Source organism: Pseudomonas sp. B21-041 (genome assembly GCF_024748675.1).
GTDB lineage: Bacteria > Pseudomonadota > Gammaproteobacteria > Pseudomonadales > Pseudomonadaceae > Aquipseudomonas > Aquipseudomonas neuropathica.
Window position 1 is genome coordinate 3,901,228 of the sequence record NZ_CP087175.1, and the last position, 14,172, is coordinate 3,915,399.

General features: G+C 60.6%; 16 protein-coding genes and 1 pseudogene. 9 read left to right on the top strand and 8 right to left on the bottom strand.

Translation table 11 applies throughout. The features are described from left to right. Positions 1 to 124 precede the first annotated feature (124 nt). The gene (locus LOY43_RS17145) at positions 125 to 1,243 is read left to right on the top strand and encodes a P1 family peptidase (protein ID WP_258708446.1); all 1,119 of its coding nucleotides are present in this window, start codon (positions 125 to 127) and stop codon (positions 1,241 to 1,243) included. Positions 1,244 to 1,589: 346 nt separating this feature from the next. Here LOY43_RS17145 and LOY43_RS17150 read toward each other — a convergent pair whose 3' ends face one another. Next, complete coding sequence (locus LOY43_RS17150) at positions 1,590 to 2,222, bottom strand: TetR/AcrR family transcriptional regulator (protein ID WP_007908165.1); 633 nt, start codon at positions 2,220 to 2,222, stop codon at positions 1,590 to 1,592. A 163-nt stretch (positions 2,223 to 2,385) separates the two neighbouring features. Here LOY43_RS17150 and LOY43_RS17155 point away from each other — a divergent pair, with 163 nt between their 5' ends. Continuing rightward, positions 2,386 to 2,826, top strand: a complete 441-nt coding sequence (locus tag LOY43_RS17155) for a hotdog fold domain-containing protein (RefSeq protein ID WP_258708447.1) — start codon at positions 2,386 to 2,388, stop codon at positions 2,824 to 2,826. Between the two features lie 64 nt (positions 2,827 to 2,890). Here LOY43_RS17155 and LOY43_RS17160 read toward each other — a convergent pair whose 3' ends face one another. Then, positions 2,891 to 3,577, bottom strand: a complete 687-nt coding sequence (locus tag LOY43_RS17160) for a GNAT family N-acetyltransferase (RefSeq protein WP_095048104.1) — start codon at positions 3,575 to 3,577, stop codon at positions 2,891 to 2,893. 152 nt (positions 3,578 to 3,729) lie between these two features. On the opposite strand from LOY43_RS17160, the gene LOY43_RS17165 reads away from it, so the two are divergent. The 3 genes from LOY43_RS17165 (at position 3,730) to LOY43_RS17175 (ending at position 4,975) form a co-directional block, all read left to right on the top strand. After that, positions 3,730 to 4,215 carry a DUF3592 domain-containing protein gene (locus tag LOY43_RS17165; RefSeq protein WP_093441138.1) on the top strand — a complete coding sequence of 162 codons (486 nt, stop codon included), beginning with the start codon at positions 3,730 to 3,732 and terminating at the stop codon, positions 4,213 to 4,215. Positions 4,216 to 4,396: 181 nt separating this feature from the next. Beyond that, on the top strand, positions 4,397 to 4,720 hold the full coding sequence (locus LOY43_RS17170; RefSeq protein ID WP_258708448.1) for a YXWGXW repeat-containing protein: 324 nt from the start codon (positions 4,397 to 4,399) through the stop codon (positions 4,718 to 4,720). Between the two features lie 42 nt (positions 4,721 to 4,762). Continuing rightward, positions 4,763 to 4,975: a YXWGXW repeat-containing protein gene (locus tag LOY43_RS17175; protein WP_007908149.1), complete on the top strand. Its 213-nt coding sequence runs from the start codon at positions 4,763 to 4,765 to the stop codon at positions 4,973 to 4,975. 15 nt (positions 4,976 to 4,990) lie between these two features. Here the strand turns inward: LOY43_RS17175 and LOY43_RS17180 are convergent, their stop codons facing one another. Then, positions 4,991 to 5,554: a YceI family protein gene (locus tag LOY43_RS17180; RefSeq protein WP_095048036.1), complete on the bottom strand. Its 564-nt coding sequence runs from the start codon at positions 5,552 to 5,554 to the stop codon at positions 4,991 to 4,993. A gap of 74 nt (positions 5,555 to 5,628) precedes the next feature. Continuing rightward, positions 5,629 to 6,984, bottom strand: a complete 1,356-nt coding sequence (locus tag LOY43_RS17185) for an MATE family efflux transporter (RefSeq protein WP_220556469.1) — start codon at positions 6,982 to 6,984, stop codon at positions 5,629 to 5,631. A 199-nt stretch (positions 6,985 to 7,183) separates the two neighbouring features. Here LOY43_RS17185 and LOY43_RS17190 point away from each other — a divergent pair, with 199 nt between their 5' ends. The 3 genes from LOY43_RS17190 (at position 7,184) to LOY43_RS17200 (ending at position 10,181) form a co-directional block, all read left to right on the top strand. Next, complete coding sequence (locus tag LOY43_RS17190) at positions 7,184 to 7,747, top strand: chorismate mutase (RefSeq protein WP_220556470.1); 564 nt, start codon at positions 7,184 to 7,186, stop codon at positions 7,745 to 7,747. Between the two features lie 166 nt (positions 7,748 to 7,913). Continuing rightward, entirely contained in the window at positions 7,914 to 8,393 is a 480-nt protein-coding gene (locus LOY43_RS17195; protein WP_258708449.1) for a phage infection protein, read from the top strand. 147 nt (positions 8,394 to 8,540) lie between these two features. Continuing rightward, complete coding sequence (locus tag LOY43_RS17200; protein WP_095048040.1) at positions 8,541 to 10,181, top strand: sensor domain-containing diguanylate cyclase; 1,641 nt, start codon at positions 8,541 to 8,543, stop codon at positions 10,179 to 10,181. Here the strand turns inward: LOY43_RS17200 and LOY43_RS17205 are convergent, their stop codons facing one another. The 4 genes and pseudogenes from LOY43_RS17205 to LOY43_RS17220 form a co-directional block, all read right to left on the bottom strand. Beyond that, positions 10,182 to 10,475 (bottom strand): hypothetical protein, encoded by a 294-nt coding sequence (locus LOY43_RS17205; protein WP_258708450.1) that lies wholly within the window; start codon positions 10,473 to 10,475, stop codon positions 10,182 to 10,184. A gap of 112 nt (positions 10,476 to 10,587) precedes the next feature. Beyond that, complete coding sequence (locus LOY43_RS17210; protein ID WP_093441166.1) at positions 10,588 to 11,283, bottom strand: hypothetical protein; 696 nt, start codon at positions 11,281 to 11,283, stop codon at positions 10,588 to 10,590. A gap of 196 nt (positions 11,284 to 11,479) precedes the next feature. Then, positions 11,480 to 11,866, bottom strand: a complete 387-nt coding sequence (locus LOY43_RS17215; protein ID WP_095048105.1) for a cytochrome c family protein — start codon at positions 11,864 to 11,866, stop codon at positions 11,480 to 11,482. A 52-nt stretch (positions 11,867 to 11,918) separates the two neighbouring features. Continuing rightward, positions 11,919 to 13,189: pseudogene (locus tag LOY43_RS17220) on the bottom strand (PLP-dependent aminotransferase family protein). 89 nt (positions 13,190 to 13,278) lie between these two features. Here LOY43_RS17220 and LOY43_RS17225 point away from each other — a divergent pair. Continuing rightward, positions 13,279 to 14,172 (top strand): DMT family transporter, encoded by an 894-nt coding sequence (locus tag LOY43_RS17225; RefSeq protein WP_095124515.1) that lies wholly within the window; start codon positions 13,279 to 13,281, stop codon positions 14,170 to 14,172.

Below are 14,172 nucleotides of genomic sequence, written 5' to 3' on the forward strand. Positions count from 1 at the left end.
CGAGCCTGCTCGCGAAAGCGGTGGGTCAGGCACTGATGTGTTGAAAGTGCCGACGCCTTCGCGAGCAGGCTCGCTCCCACAGGGGCGGTGAACAACCCTGCATTTTTTAGAGAGACAGAAATCAATGAAACCTCGTGCCCGTGACCTCAACATCCGCATCGGTCAACTGCATCCTGGCCCGCTCAACGCCATCACTGATGTACCCGGCGTACGCGTCGGCCACGGCAATGTGCGCGGACGCAGCAGCGCCGGACGGGATATCTGCACCGGCGTGACGCTGATCGAACCGCGTCCGGGTTCGACCAATCAGCAACCGTGTTTTGCTGGCGTGCATGTGCTCAACGGCAATGGTGACGCCACCGGGCTTGAATGGATTCGCGAGGCGGGTCTGCTGACCAGCCCGATTGCCTTCACCAACACCCACAGCCTCGGTGTGGTGCGCGATGCCTTGGTTGTCCTGGATCGTCAGCAGCAACCCGACGACGGCCGTCTCTACTGGAACATGCCAGTGGTGCTGGAAACCTTTGACGGCTTGCTCAACGATATCAACGGTTTTCACGTGCAGCCCGCGCATGTGGCTGAAGCCCTGAAAAATGCGGTCAACGGCCCAGTGGTGGAAGGCGCCGTCGGCGGTGGCAGCGGCATGATCTGCCATGAATTCAAGGGTGGCATCGGCACCTCGTCGCGGCGCTTGAGCGCTGCGCAGGGCGGCTGGACCGTCGGCGCGATCGTCCAGGCCAACCACGGCATTTGCAGCGAACTGCGGGTCGATGGCTACCCGGTCGGGCGCTACATGGAACAGAAAGATTCGCCGTTCTTGCGGGCATCGTTGCCACATCCGGGCATGGGTTCGATCGTCGTCTGTCTGGCCACCGATGCGCCGCTGTTGCCTCATCAATGCACGCGTCTGGCGCAGCGTGCGAGCCTCGGTCTGGCGCGCACCGGCGGCGGCAACGAGGATCATAGCGGCGACATCTTCATCGCCTTCGCCACCGGCAACGCTCATGTGCCACCGGCGGCGTACGAAGGCAAAGGCGCGCCGACCTGCGACGGCTTGCGCATGGTCAACAATGACCATATCAGCGAGTTGTTCCTGGCCGCGACCGAGGCGGTTGAGGAAGCGATCATCAATGCCTTGCTGGCCAGTGACAGCACCGAAGGCAACGGTCACTCGGTGCCGGGACTGGATGCCGAAACCCTGCTCGCTGCCCTCGAAAAATCAGGCTGGCCTGGCACCCGTTGACAGCGCAAAAACACTGTAGGAGCTGCCGGAGGCTGCGATCTTTTGATTTTGCTTTTAAAAGACAAGATCAAAAGATCGCAGCCTTCGGCAGCTCCTACAGGGAGTCTGTGAGCATTCATGAAAGAGGCCAGCGTCTAGTTGCCCGGGCGACTGGCGGTACTTGAGCCGCCACTTGCACACTCCTACGATGGAATCACGCAGTAGCTCCGTTCTTCGAGCACTGCGTAGGCACGGGTGCTCTGAACCCCAATCAAGCCCGTGCCTTGCTTCATGCGCACCTTGAGCCTCACGGGCTCCACTTCCTCCCCATCAAAGAGCTTTGAGGCTCTTTTTTTGTCTGCGTAAATCAGCAGTCCGGCGGCGCGTCGGCGCAAATCGAGCGCCAGGCCGCTTGTGCCAGCAACTCGCGATAGTCCGCCGGGCTGCCCTTCACTCGTCCGGCCAACCAGGCGCGGCAGTAACTGTCGGCCTGGCCGATGATCAACGACGGCAACAGTTCGGCGGGCAGCGCCTTGAGTTCGGCAGCGCGTCCCGATTCGGCCAGCCAGTCGCGCAGACGCAGATTGCGGGTCTTGTTGCGCTCGGTCAGTTCGTCTTTGAACGGCCCTTTGGTCACGGCAAATCGTGCGTGGTACTGGAAGCGCGCCCACTGCGGTTGACGTTCGACCCAATCGACGTAGCTGAACACCAGCGCCTGCACACCTTCCTCGGTGGTTTTCGCAGCCTCCAGATAGGCATCGCGCAGGCGCGCCTGATCCTCCAGCGCGGTGAAAAACAATGCGGCGACCAAGCCCTCCTTGTTACCGAAATGGTGATAGATCGCCCCGACGCTGGTGTCGCACTCGGCGCGAATCATGTCGATGGTGGTGGCCTCGATCCCCTGTTCATTGAACAGGCTCAGCGCCTTGCGAAAGATATCGCGCTTGAGTTCGGCGCGACGGCCGGGGTAACTGCGTTCCAGTAGATCTGCGGTGTCCATGCGGCTGACTGCCTGAAAATCGGATTGAAAGGCACACGTCGTGCCCATGAAAAAAACACGCACAGGTTGACAGATTTCCCGCAGACCGAATACCGTTCCGTTACAGAATATTATTCTGCAACGGAACATCATTCTGCAAATTCACTTTTCGCGAGGCGTTTCCATGAGTCAGTTTCTCAGCATGTTCAACAGCGCAGGTCCGCAAGCCTTCAGCCAGATGGCCTGCCAGGTCGCGCCGTACTTCAGCACCATCAACCCGCTGGTGACCGAGTTGCGCGCCAATGCGGCGACGGTGCAAGTGCCGTTCCGTCGAGAGATCACCAATCACCTCGGCACCGTGCATGCCATTGCCATGTGCAACGCCGCAGAACTCGCCGCCGGGATGATGACCGATGTATCGATCCCGGCCGGCGCACGCTGGATCCCCAAAGGCATGACCGTGGAGTACCTGGCCAAGGCGAAAACCGATGTGACGGCAGTGGCCAGTGGTGAAGGTGTGGATTGGCAAAGCGAGGGCGACAAGATCGTCACCGTGGATATTCGCGACACCGAGGGCAAGCACGTGTTCACGGCGCGGATCACCATGAACGTCAAACCCGGCTGAATGGCGCCCACAAAAAAGCCCTTGCTGCGCGATTCACAGCAAGGGCTTTTTCGCCGAAGCGAGGTCAGTGCACGGTCAGGCGCTGGCGGACAAAATCCTCGACATGGCGAGTGGTCTGATCGAGGTGCCGGTCGCGCTGTTTCTCGGCATCGAGCATCGCCCGTTTGCCATTTTTCTGCAGCAGGTAGGTGTGGATCTGCTGCACTTCCAGCGAGCGGTAAATCGGCGTGGTGTCGATAAATCCGCGCAAGCCATTGCTGCGGTAATGCCGGGTGCTCATCAACACCTGGGTTTCACGCTGGCCAATCACCTCAAAGCCCAACGCTTCGAAGTACGGGACTTTGCCGATCGTGCAGGCCAGCTCCGCATGGGGATAACGCCCGACCATCTCACCGATCATCGCCCGCGCCACGCCCTGGCGCCGATGCCCTTCGCGCACCGCCATGTAGGCCACGCTGCAGGCTTCCCAGTCGCCCTGCACCGGCAGGTACAACAGAAAACCGATCACTTGCTCCGGATCATCCTCGTCGGTGGCCACCAGCAACTCCACGTCGATACCCTTCTCGCCATTCAACGCTTCGAGATACAGATGCACCTCATAGCCAACTGCGTACTGATAGACGTTGTACAGCAGGTTGCTCGGGCCGAGGCCGACCGCGCTGATGTCGGTCAGGTAGTCGACGACCATCTGCAGGATCTGGCTGTTGACGGCCTCGGGGCATGGGGATTTGTAGTGGGTGATGCGTGGCATGACGAACTCCGACGGCAAAAAAGCGTTGCCGACCGCCGCAGCGGTCGACGAGCCGCGACATCATACCGTGACGCACGCGCTCGACGTCTAAAGTTCCTGTTCCGAGCGCCGATGTAACGGTCTCCTACAAATGTCACCACCAGGGATCGGCCATGTACTACCCGCGCGAAGCTGCCAAGGATCACCTTTACAACCGTATCGTCATGCTGACCGTTGCTTGCTGCGTGGTTTTGCTGCTCGCTGCAATGGCGCACAAGTCGGGCATGCTTTATGGGGCGCTGAGTTTCAACGGTGTGGAAACCCGCGGCAGCGTCACGGCACTGGAAAAGATTCCAATGAACGCCAATGGCAAGGTCATTCACTATCAATACACCGATGCCCAAGGCCAGACCCATGAAGGGCAACACGCCGACGAACGCTACGTCGAGCATACCCAATATGAAGTCGACGGCCCCATCACCCTGCTGGTGTCGCCGTGGATGCCGGATAAAAGCTGTATCGCCAGCCAGTTGCAGAGTTACCGTACGAGCTTCTACATCATGACCGGCGGTGTGTTGCTCGCACTGCTGTTTCTGCTGATCTCGGGCAGGACGTTCTGGCAGATTCAGGCAATGAAAGAACAAGACCGGTTTTATTGAGTCCAGCCTCACAGGCAACAACCATCACGCGCGCCGGGCGTCTTGCTGCGGCGCCATCCTGACGTTCTCGCACCGCCCTCCCTGAAAAAAATTTCATCCACCTCAGACGGGATCTTTCGCAAATCAGGCATCCAATTCTGCAGCTGCGTTCACTTTTCAACGCAGGCCTTGAGGAGTTGTCATGAGCGTTTTGCGTTCCCTGTCCAAATGGCGAAAAACCCTGCTGCTGGTGTCGTTGACGCTGGCGGCGCTGAGCAGTGCCCCGGTGTTTGCGCAACCGGTGGTGATCGTCCAGCAAGCTCCACCGCCGATGCGCATGGAAGTGATGCCCGGCGCACGTCCCGGTTATGTCTGGGATCAAGGTCATTGGCGCTGGCAAGGACGCGGTTACGTGTGGATACCCGGCCACTGGCAACCGGTGAGGTACGACGCGCGCTGGAAACCCGGGCACTGGCAGGCACGCGGACCAAACTGGTTCTGGGTCGAGGGGCATTGGGTGCGATGAATGCGCGACAGCCTGACCATCACTTCTTGCGAGAACACCTCCATGTCGAAGACCGTTAAAGCATTGCTGGCCGCCACGCTGGTGGCCGTTACGTTGTCCGGTTGCGTCGTCGAGCCGGCCCGTCCGCATCGGCCTCCGCCGCTGGTCGAAGTCGTTCCGGTGATGCCGGCGCCGGGTTATCACTGGGTTGCCGGGCACTATCGCTGGGGCGGCAACCAATGGCGCTGGGTGCCGGGGCACTGGCGGGCCTATTGATTGCAACGGCGGGCGTCACTGCTGTGGCGCCACCACTTTGAATTTGATGGCGATGTCCTTGGACACCACGGTGTCCGCCCACTCCCCCGCGCCGAGGCCGAACTCGTCACGGTTGAGCACCAGCTCACCGTCGAAAACGCCGATGGCGTTGTCCGGTTTCAATTCCACCGGTACCTGCACTTCGCGGGTAATGCCTTTGAGGGTGAGCTGGCCGTAGATCAAGTAAAGATTTTTGATTTTTGGATCTTGGGTAAAACGCTTGGATTCGAACACCGCCACGGGGAATTTTTCAGTGTCGAACCACGCCGGTTTCACCAGTTCGGTGTTGGCGTCTTCGCTGCCGGCATCAATGCTGGTGAGGTCGATATGCAACGAGGTGTGGGCGTCGGCGAGGTTGTCGGTGTCAAAGTCCAGCGTCGCCTCGAACTTGCCGAAGGTGCCGTAAACCCGCGAGCCCATCTGGTTGTAGGTGAAGCTGATCTGGCTGGCGGTGGTGTTGACCCGCGTGTATTCGTCAGCCTGCGCGGCACAGACGACGCACAGCGAACTCGCGGCAGCCAGCAGTATTCGGATCGACATCGGATTCTCCAGGCGGGGCTTGCCGTCGAGGGCCTCGATTGAATTAAGCAAACATCCGACTGTTACGCCAGCGCCTACACCAGCCGCTCGATCTTCTGATGCTGCCAGACCAGTTTGTAATAAAGGGTCTGCAACACCAGCATGCCCAGATAGGCCACCGGAAACGCCATCCACACGCCCTGCAAACCATATTGGCCGTCCAGCCAGTACGCCGCCGGCAGTTGCACACCGACAACGCAAATGATCGCAATGATCACCGGCACCAACACTGTGCCGCTGGCGCGCATGATCCCGCCGATGATGGCCTGGAAGCCAAAGACCAACAGGCTCCACAGCATGATGTGCAGCAGATGCTCAGCCATTGCCCGGGTCGAATCCTCGGTCAGGAACAGCCCCAGCAACCAGTGCGACAGCAGATAGCCGAGCACGATCAAGCCGCCGGTCAGGCACACGTTGATCAACAGCCCGGTGCGCAGAATCGGCCCCATGCGCTCCAGTCGCCCGGCGCCGATGGCCTGTGCACCGAGAATCGACGCGGTGATCGCAATCGACAACGCCGGGAACTGCACATAATTGACGATCTGCGTCACTGCGCCATACGCCGCCGTCGCTTGCGAGCCGTGCTGGTTGACCAGCGCCAGAATCACCAGCTCCGACAGCGACAGCACAATCATCTGCACGCCGGTCGGCAGGCCGATGCGCAAGACCTTGCCGAGAATCGCCCCGTCAAGGCGCAGCGCGGTGAAGAACTCCCGATCCGGCGCCAACGGGTGCCCTTTGCGAATCAGGCGCCACGCCAGCCATGCCATCGCCGCCAGGTTACCGGCCAGCCCGGCGTACGCCGCACTCTGAATACCCAATTGCGGCAAGCCGAACCAGCCGCGAATCAGCGCCGGGGTCAAGGCCAGCCCGACGCAGGTCGAGACCATCAGCGCCAGCAACGGCGACAGCGTATCGCTGACCCCGCGCAACAGCTGGGTGAACAACACAAACACCAGCAGCGACGGCAAGATCCACATCATCACATGGGCATACGCCACCGCATCGTCGAGCACATCCGCCGGCGTCCCCAGCCCCGCCAGCGCCTGCCGCGCGAACACGCTGCCCAACACCGCCGCCACCAGACCGATCAACACCCCAAGCAGCAGCGTCGCCCCGGCAATCGCCTTGACCATGTGCGGCTCACGCGCGCCCCACGCCTGACCGATCAACACTCCGGCGCCAGCGCCGAGGCCGATCACCAGTGCGATAAAGAAGAACACGATGGGAAACATCCCCGACACCGCCGCCAACGCCTGGGTGCCGAGCATCTGGCCGATGTAGATGCTGTTGACCGTGCCCGACATCGATTGCAGAAAGTTGGACAGCACCATCGGCGCGAGGAACAGCAGGTAGGTGTGCCAGAGTGGGCGTTGGGCGACGGCTTGCATTGAATAGAGGTCCATCTCGACGGCGGGAGGGCTGATGGAGGATAGCTTCGGTGAGTTGCACGCGGGGCGCAATTAACATTTCAATTGGGTGTTTATGACCGGTGACCCTGCCTGTGTAACGGACACGGTTCTGTAGGTGCAAGTTCAGAGCTGTGGTAAACAACTGCCCACTTTCACTTCTCTCATTGAGGCTCTGTTCATGCCGCGCTTTGCCCATCTGCTGACCGCCACCGTCCTCGCCGTGCTCACCACCAGCGCTCACGCCGCCGCGCCCGCCGAAACGTTGAAGCCGTTGCTGGAAACACTCAACGAACGCCTGAACATTGGCGACCTCGTCGCGCTGACCAAATGGGACAGCGGCAAGCCAATTCAGGACAGCCCTCGTGAGGCGCAGGTCATCGCCAACGCGCGAACGCTGGCCACCGAGCGCCAGCTCGACGCGGAAGACGTGGCGCAACTGATCGCCGCGCAAATGGAGGCGAATAAACTGGTGCAGTACGGTTTGCTCGCACAATGGCAAGCGTCCGGCGCCGCGCCGGACACCCCGCGCCCCGACCTGGGAAAACAGATTCGCCCGCGTCTGGATGAACTGCAAACCCGCCTGCTGCAGCAATACGCCGATTTCGCGCCGTATCGCCATGATGCGAATTGCCCGGCGTGGCTGGCCAAGGCGCGCAGCGGCCTGACCCACGACGCGCTGCATGAACTGGCCCTGACACGGGCGACCGGTGAGTTGTGTGTGCGGGCGGCGAACTCGCGCTGAGAAACGGCCAGATCAAAAGATCGCAGCCTGCGGCAGCTCCTACAAGGGGGATTGGTGAACCATCATTGCGGTCGATGTTCACCATCACGGCAATGAAGTTCTCATAAAAATTCCACGGCGTAACATCAGCTCCATACCAACCAACAACACCCCGGAGCACACGATCATGAAACGCCAGACCCTTCTCAGCATCGCTTTCTCGGTTTTCGCCATTAACGCTTTTGCCGCCACCCCGGCACACACCCAAGTCGCAGAAGGCGGCTCGGACAAGTTGATTGAAAGTCGTGTTGCTGAGGGCGGTTCTGATCGCCTGATCGAACGTCGTGTTGCTGAAGGTGGCGCTGATCGCCTGATCGAACGCCGTGTTGCTGAAGGTGGCGCTGATCGCCTGATCGAACGCCGCGTTGCTGAAGGTGGCGCTGATCGCCTGATCGAACGTCGTGTTGCTGAAGGTGGCGCTGATCGTCTGATCGAACGCCGTGTTGCTGAAGGTGGCGCTGATCGCCTGATCGAACGCCGCGTTGCTGAAGGTGGCGCTGATCGCCTGATCGAACGTCGTGTTGCTGAAGGTGGCGCTGATCGCCTGATCGAACGTCGTGTTGCTGAAGGTGGCGCTGATCGCCTGATCGAACGCCGCGTCGCATAACTCTGCGGCTTCATCGCAATCACAATGAAAGCCCGGCCTGATCAGCCGGGCTTTTTCACGTCCGGCGCCATCCATCTCCCGACTGGCCACCCACCGCCCATTGCGCATACCATGCGGCCACAACTCCAAAACAGACCTCGACTGCCCATGCTCAAAGCCAGTCTGCGTAGCCACCTCACCCTTTGGTTTGCCGGTTTATCCCTGCTGACGCTGCTGAGCGTGGGCTTCTATGTCGGCCATATCGCCACGGAACAAATGAAGCAAGCCAGCGGCAATGCGTTGCTCAACACCGCGCGCTCGGCCGCATCGTTGTTGGGTGAACGACTGCGCGAACGCCAGTTGGAGGTGTATCTGCTCAGCCGTGCGCCGCATCTGGAGCGTGGTGATCTGGATAACCCGGCGATTCTGAAATCGATGCAACTGCGCACCCAGGCCCGCACCGAGTATGCGTGGATGGGCGTCACCGATGCCGAGGGCAAGGTGCATCAGGCGGTGAACGACTTGCTGGTCGGCCAATCGGTGCAGCAACGGCCCTGGTTCCAGGCCGGGTTGCGCGGCGAGTACACCGGCGATCCTCATGAGGCGGTGTTGCTGGCGAAAATGCTGCCGGCCCTGCCGAACGGTGAACCGCTGCGCTTCATCGATTTCGCCGCACCGATCCGCAACGCAGACGGCCAGGTGATTGGTGTTCTTGGCGCCCACGCACACTGGAGCTGGGTGACGCGCATTGTTGAGTCGGCGGCGCTTTCGCATAAAAACTCAACGCCGGATATCGAAGCGTTGATCATCGATCACGATGGCAAAGTGCTCTACCCGGAAGCGCTGATGGGTCAGCAACTGGCAATTGACACCAAAAGGCAAGGCTGGACGGCGGGCAACGGATTCCTCACCAGCGTGGTCATCGTACCGACGCCATCGAGTACGGTGCTGTCATGGTCGATTGCCGTGCGCCAGCCATTGGAAACCGCACTGCAACCGGCGCGCCTGCTGATGTACAAATTGCTGATTCTGGGTGTGGTCGCGGCGGTGCTGTTCGGCTTGGTGGCTTACTACCTGGCGCTGTACCTGAGCCGACCGATCGAACAGCTCGCGCGCTCGGCGCGGCAGGTGCAAAACCAACAACCCGGTGCGCAATTCCCGCTGCAGCACCCGGTGCTGGAAATTGCCCAGCTCGGCCAGTCCATTGATGCCATGACGCAATCGCTGCTCGGCAAAGAGCGCGAGCTGCAAGAGGCCAATGCCTCGCTGGAAGCAACCGTCGCGCAACGCACCGCTGCGCTGACGCAGGCCAATGCCGAATTGCTCAGCTTGGCGACCCACGACAGTTTGACCGGCGTTTACAACCGTCGCCGTTTCGACGAGAAACTCACCGAATACACACTGCTGTTCCGCCGCACCGGACGTCCGTTCTCCCTGCTGCTGATCGATGCCGATCACTTCAAGCGCATCAATGATTCCCACGGCCACGCAGTGGGTGATGATGTGCTGCAACAATTGGCGCAGTTGATTCAGAGCAGCTTGCGCACCACCGATTTCGTCGCCCGTTACGGCGGCGAAGAGTTCGCTGTGCTGTTGCCGGAAATCGCCAAACCCGACACTCCGGAAGTCGTCGCCGAGAAGATCCGCGTGGCGGTCGCCGAAGCTCACTTCCCGGTGATCGGGCAAGTGACGGTCAGCATCGGCATCGGCCTGGCGGACCCGGCCGATAACAACCACAACGCACTGATCAAACGCGCCGATCAGCAGTTGTATCAGGCCAAGGCGGCAGGTCGTAATCAGGTGGCGTGATCAGCCCTTCTTCACTTCGCAAATCCCGTTGGCCCGGTTCTTCCCGGTGTACGACACCGCAGGCGAACCGTCGGGATTGATGCTCAGGGAAATGGTCACGCCCGCGCCTTTGGCTTCGAAGTAGTTCTCATCGAACTTCTTCAACTGGCCTTCCTTGCCATTGATGTAGATCGGCCCGCCTTCATCGGCGTGCACTTCGATCTTGCCCGGGCACGTCGCGTTGAGCATAGGGATGCCGGCATGGGCGATTGCGCTGACAAGCAACAGCGGGGCTGCCAGTAGCAGAGATTTCATGGTGAGCTCCTTGAGTGCAACGGTGTGCCGGACGATAGGGAAATACCGCACAAGTACCCTATCGACCCGTGACCGACCGCAGCGTTCCGCGAACACGATCGCCTTGTGCCGATTACTGTTTCAAGTGATCGACCAGCTTGTTGACCACCAGATCGGACACATGGCTGAACGCTTTGCGCAACGCCTCGGGATCCGTGGCGTACTGCTCCGGTGTATAGGCGATGGTGTTGGCATCGTTGGATACAGAGATCGTGTCGAAATTACGCCATACCGCTGAGCCGTTGCGCTTGATTTGCGCCGTGGCACCGATGACGGGATACAACACGGTGCTGAAGTTCTTCAGGCAGAGGCCCCATTGCGAGACCAGAATTTCGACCTCGGCATCGGCTCGCTCACCCTCGCCCACCACGGTAAACAGATGCTCCTGCTGTACGCGTTTTTCGAAGCTTTGCCGGATCAACTGGCTCAGGTCGATGCCATTGGCCTTCATGTTGTTGCGAATCGCCAGAGTGATATCGCCGGTGGCCACGTCCGCCGCTTTCGTCCCTGCCACAGAGCCCGCCCCCGTTAACGCACCGGCGCCAGAAGTCGAAGCACCTGAGGCCATACCTGCCGCTGCGCCGGCTCCAGCACCCAGGCCGGCGCCCCAGGCCTGCGTCATGCTGGTGTATTGAAAGTTATCGACGGCAACAAACACCGGCAGCACTTTCACGGTTTTGATCTGCTGGCGGTCTTCAACGCTGAGATCTTTGGTCACGCAACCCGTCAGCAAAACGAGGGCAGCAACAGCGACGAGTAGCTTTTTCATGTCATTTTTCAATCAGGGACTTGGGTGTCCGGCATATCGCCCGAACACCGCAATACTTGAGTCACGAAGAAGACGTAGTGGTGACGGTCATGACCCTGGCGGCGGAATCAATCGAGCGTGATGGAGGGGGTGCCACAGAGAGCATCAACCGACATCGCTGCACCTCAAAAACACGCACGCCCTGTAGGAGCTGCCGTTATTGCGTGAAGGTCTGGAGGTACGCCAGCAAATTGTCGAGTTTTTCTTCGTCGCTCAAGCCCCAGAAAATCATCCGCGTACCGGGCACCACGCCTTTCGGATCCTTCAGATAGGCGATCAGCGTTTCGCGATCCCAGGTCACTCCCGAGTTCTTCATCGCATCTGAATACACGTAATTCGCTGACGTACCGGCGGGCCGACCGATGATGCCATTGAGTTGCGGACCGAATCCGGGGCGGGCCGATTCGCCGACCTGATGGCAGCCGCCGCACAGACGCGGAAAAATTTTCGCGCCGGCTTCGGGGTCGCCTGCGGCGAGGGTGAACGTACTGGACAGGCCAGTGGCGAGCATCAGGGCGAGTGACAGTGCAGCGGTGTTTTTCATCGAGAGTTCCGGATCGGTCTGCATCGGGCGACGCAAGGGTAGCATTATGTTTTTACAGGTAAGCGCCAATGATCTTTCTGACTTTGCTCAACGCCTGACGCAACACGTCCATCTCTACCGAGCCCAACGCCAAGCGAATCGCATGTGGCACATGACCCGCCACCGAAAACGGTTCAGCCGTGGTGACGGAAATCTGCTCGTGCATCAGCTCGACGACAATCTGATCGGCAGTCCTTTCAACACTTCGGTGGCCAGTGCCTGCCGCACCTTGGCGTCGTTGCGCTTCTGTTCCTCAAGCACCGTCACCGTGCCGTCGTCGAGCCAGCCACAGGCGATGGCAGTCATGACGCCTGGGGTGTTCCAGGTCGTGGCGCGGATGATGCGTTCCAGTGCTGGCACCACGTCGGTCGGGGCGGCGATGAAACCGACACGCAGGCCTGTGGCGATGTTTTTCGACAGGCCCGACACGTACACCGTGCGCTCCGGCGCCAGATCGATCAGCGTACGCGGTGGGTTTTCAACCAAAAAGGCGTAGGCCGCGTCTTCGATTATTGTCAGATCATGTCGCCGGGCAATAGCCACCAACTGCTCGCGCTGCGCCAGCGGCATCACCGAACCCAACGGGTTGTGCAACGTCGGCATGCTGTACACGGCGCGCACCGAGCGGCTGCGACAGAGTTTCTCCAGCGCGACGAGATCCGGCCCTTGATCACCGAGCGGAATGGCTACGACTTCCAGATGCAGCGCTTCGGCCAGCACCTTGAACCCGGAATAGGTCAGCGCGTCGGCGGCAATCACATCGCCGGGTTTGAGCAGCGCCATCAGCGTCACTGCGAGGCCTTGCTGGGCGCCGTTGACGATCAGCACTTGCTCGGCCTCGACCCTCACCCCGCGCGTCAGCAGGTGCCGCGCGACCGACGCGCGCTCGTGGCCGCGCCCGGCGTGCGGTTGATAACGCAGCAACGCCTCCAGATCGCCGGACAACGCCAATTGGCGCAGCGCTGTGCGCAACAAATCCGCCTGACCGGGCAACGACGGATAATTGAAATTGAGGTCGATCATGCCGACCGCCACTTGTTTCTGATCGATGCCCTGCCCCGGCGACAGCGAGGTTTCGCGGACAAACGTGCCGCGCCCGGTCTCACCGCTGATCAGGCCCATGGCCTCCAGCTCCACGTACACCCGCGAAGCCGTGACCAGCGCCAACCCTTCCTGAGCCGCCAATTGCCGATGGGTCGGCAACCGTGTACCTGGCGGCAACATCCCCGAGCGAATGTCCGCAGCAAAGGCATCAACCAGTGTCTTGTAGCGCGAACGTGGCATGCCGGATGTATCCATGACAATTCTTTGATTGTGCTGATTCTCGGCTCTAGCATGGCTGCAATGCAACCCACTTCCGAGCGTGAACGGTGATGGAAAGGACTTCGAATCTGACGACCCCGGCACTGGAAAAAACCAGTGGCTGGATCAACGGTTTTATCGGCGTGGTGATCTTCAGCGGTTCGCTGCCGGCCACGCGTATGGCGGTGCTGGAGTTCGATCCGGTGTTTCTCACGGTGGTTCGCGCCGCCATCGCCGGGGTGTTGGCGGTGGCGCTGTTGTGGCTGTTTCGCGAGCGGCGCCCGGCGCGCAATCAGTGGTTGTCGCTGTTGATTGTCGCGCTGGGCGTGGTGCTTGGTTTTCCACTGCTTACCGCCCTGGCGCTGCAACATGTGACGTCGGCGCATTCGATTGTGTTTGTCGGCTTGCTGCCACTGGCCACAGCGATTTTTGCTGTGCTGCGCGGCGGTGAGCGGCCGCGACCGGTGTTCTGGATTTTCTCGATGCTCGGCAGCGCGCTGGTGGTCGGCTTCGCGCTGGCACAAGGTCTGACTGCCTCGCCCACTGGCGATCTGCTGATGCTCGCGGCGATTCTGGCCTGCGGTCTCGGTTACGCCGAAGGCGCGAAGTTGTCGCGCACTCTCGGCGGCTGGCAGGTGATTTGCTGGGCGCTGGTGCTTTCGCTGCCACTCATGGCGGTGTTGAGTGTGTGGCTGGCGCCCGCCTCGTTCAACACAATCAGTCTGTCGGCGTGGCTATGCCTGGGTTACGTGTCGCTGTTCAGCATGCTGATCGGTTTTGTGTTCTGGTATCGCGGCCTGGCTCAGGGCGGGATTGCCGCGGTCGGTCAGTTGCAATTACTGCAGCCGTTTTTCGGTCTGGCGCTGGCGGCGACCCTGCTACATGAACAGGTCAGCCTCGGCATGCTCGCCGTGACGTTTGGCGTGATCCTGTGTGTCGCCGGGGCGAAGAAATTCGCCAAATGA

Bases quoted from the DNA above. Each gene is read 5' to 3' on its own strand.
- LOY43_RS17145 (WP_258708446.1), top strand. From the start codon at position 125: ATGAAACCTCGTGCCCGTGACCTCAACATCCGCATCGGTCAACTGCAT.
- LOY43_RS17150 (WP_007908165.1), bottom strand. From the start codon at position 2,222: ATGGACACCGCAGATCTACTGGAACGCAGTTACCCCGGCCGTCGCGCC.
- LOY43_RS17155 (WP_258708447.1), top strand. From the start codon at position 2,386: ATGAGTCAGTTTCTCAGCATGTTCAACAGCGCAGGTCCGCAAGCCTTC.
- LOY43_RS17160 (WP_095048104.1), bottom strand. From the start codon at position 3,577: ATGCCACGCATCACCCACTACAAATCCCCATGCCCCGAGGCCGTCAAC.
- LOY43_RS17165 (WP_093441138.1), top strand. From the start codon at position 3,730: ATGTACTACCCGCGCGAAGCTGCCAAGGATCACCTTTACAACCGTATC.
- LOY43_RS17170 (WP_258708448.1), top strand. From the start codon at position 4,397: ATGAGCGTTTTGCGTTCCCTGTCCAAATGGCGAAAAACCCTGCTGCTG.
- LOY43_RS17175 (WP_007908149.1), top strand. From the start codon at position 4,763: ATGTCGAAGACCGTTAAAGCATTGCTGGCCGCCACGCTGGTGGCCGTT.
- LOY43_RS17180 (WP_095048036.1), bottom strand. From the start codon at position 5,554: ATGTCGATCCGAATACTGCTGGCTGCCGCGAGTTCGCTGTGCGTCGTC.
- LOY43_RS17185 (WP_220556469.1), bottom strand. From the start codon at position 6,984: ATGCAAGCCGTCGCCCAACGCCCACTCTGGCACACCTACCTGCTGTTC.
- LOY43_RS17190 (WP_220556470.1), top strand. From the start codon at position 7,184: ATGCCGCGCTTTGCCCATCTGCTGACCGCCACCGTCCTCGCCGTGCTC.
- LOY43_RS17195 (WP_258708449.1), top strand. From the start codon at position 7,914: ATGAAACGCCAGACCCTTCTCAGCATCGCTTTCTCGGTTTTCGCCATT.
- LOY43_RS17200 (WP_095048040.1), top strand. From the start codon at position 8,541: ATGCTCAAAGCCAGTCTGCGTAGCCACCTCACCCTTTGGTTTGCCGGT.
- LOY43_RS17205 (WP_258708450.1), bottom strand. From the start codon at position 10,475: ATGAAATCTCTGCTACTGGCAGCCCCGCTGTTGCTTGTCAGCGCAATC.
- LOY43_RS17210 (WP_093441166.1), bottom strand. From the start codon at position 11,283: ATGAAAAAGCTACTCGTCGCTGTTGCTGCCCTCGTTTTGCTGACGGGT.
- LOY43_RS17215 (WP_095048105.1), bottom strand. From the start codon at position 11,866: ATGAAAAACACCGCTGCACTGTCACTCGCCCTGATGCTCGCCACTGGC.
- LOY43_RS17225 (WP_095124515.1), top strand. From the start codon at position 13,279: ATGGAAAGGACTTCGAATCTGACGACCCCGGCACTGGAAAAAACCAGT.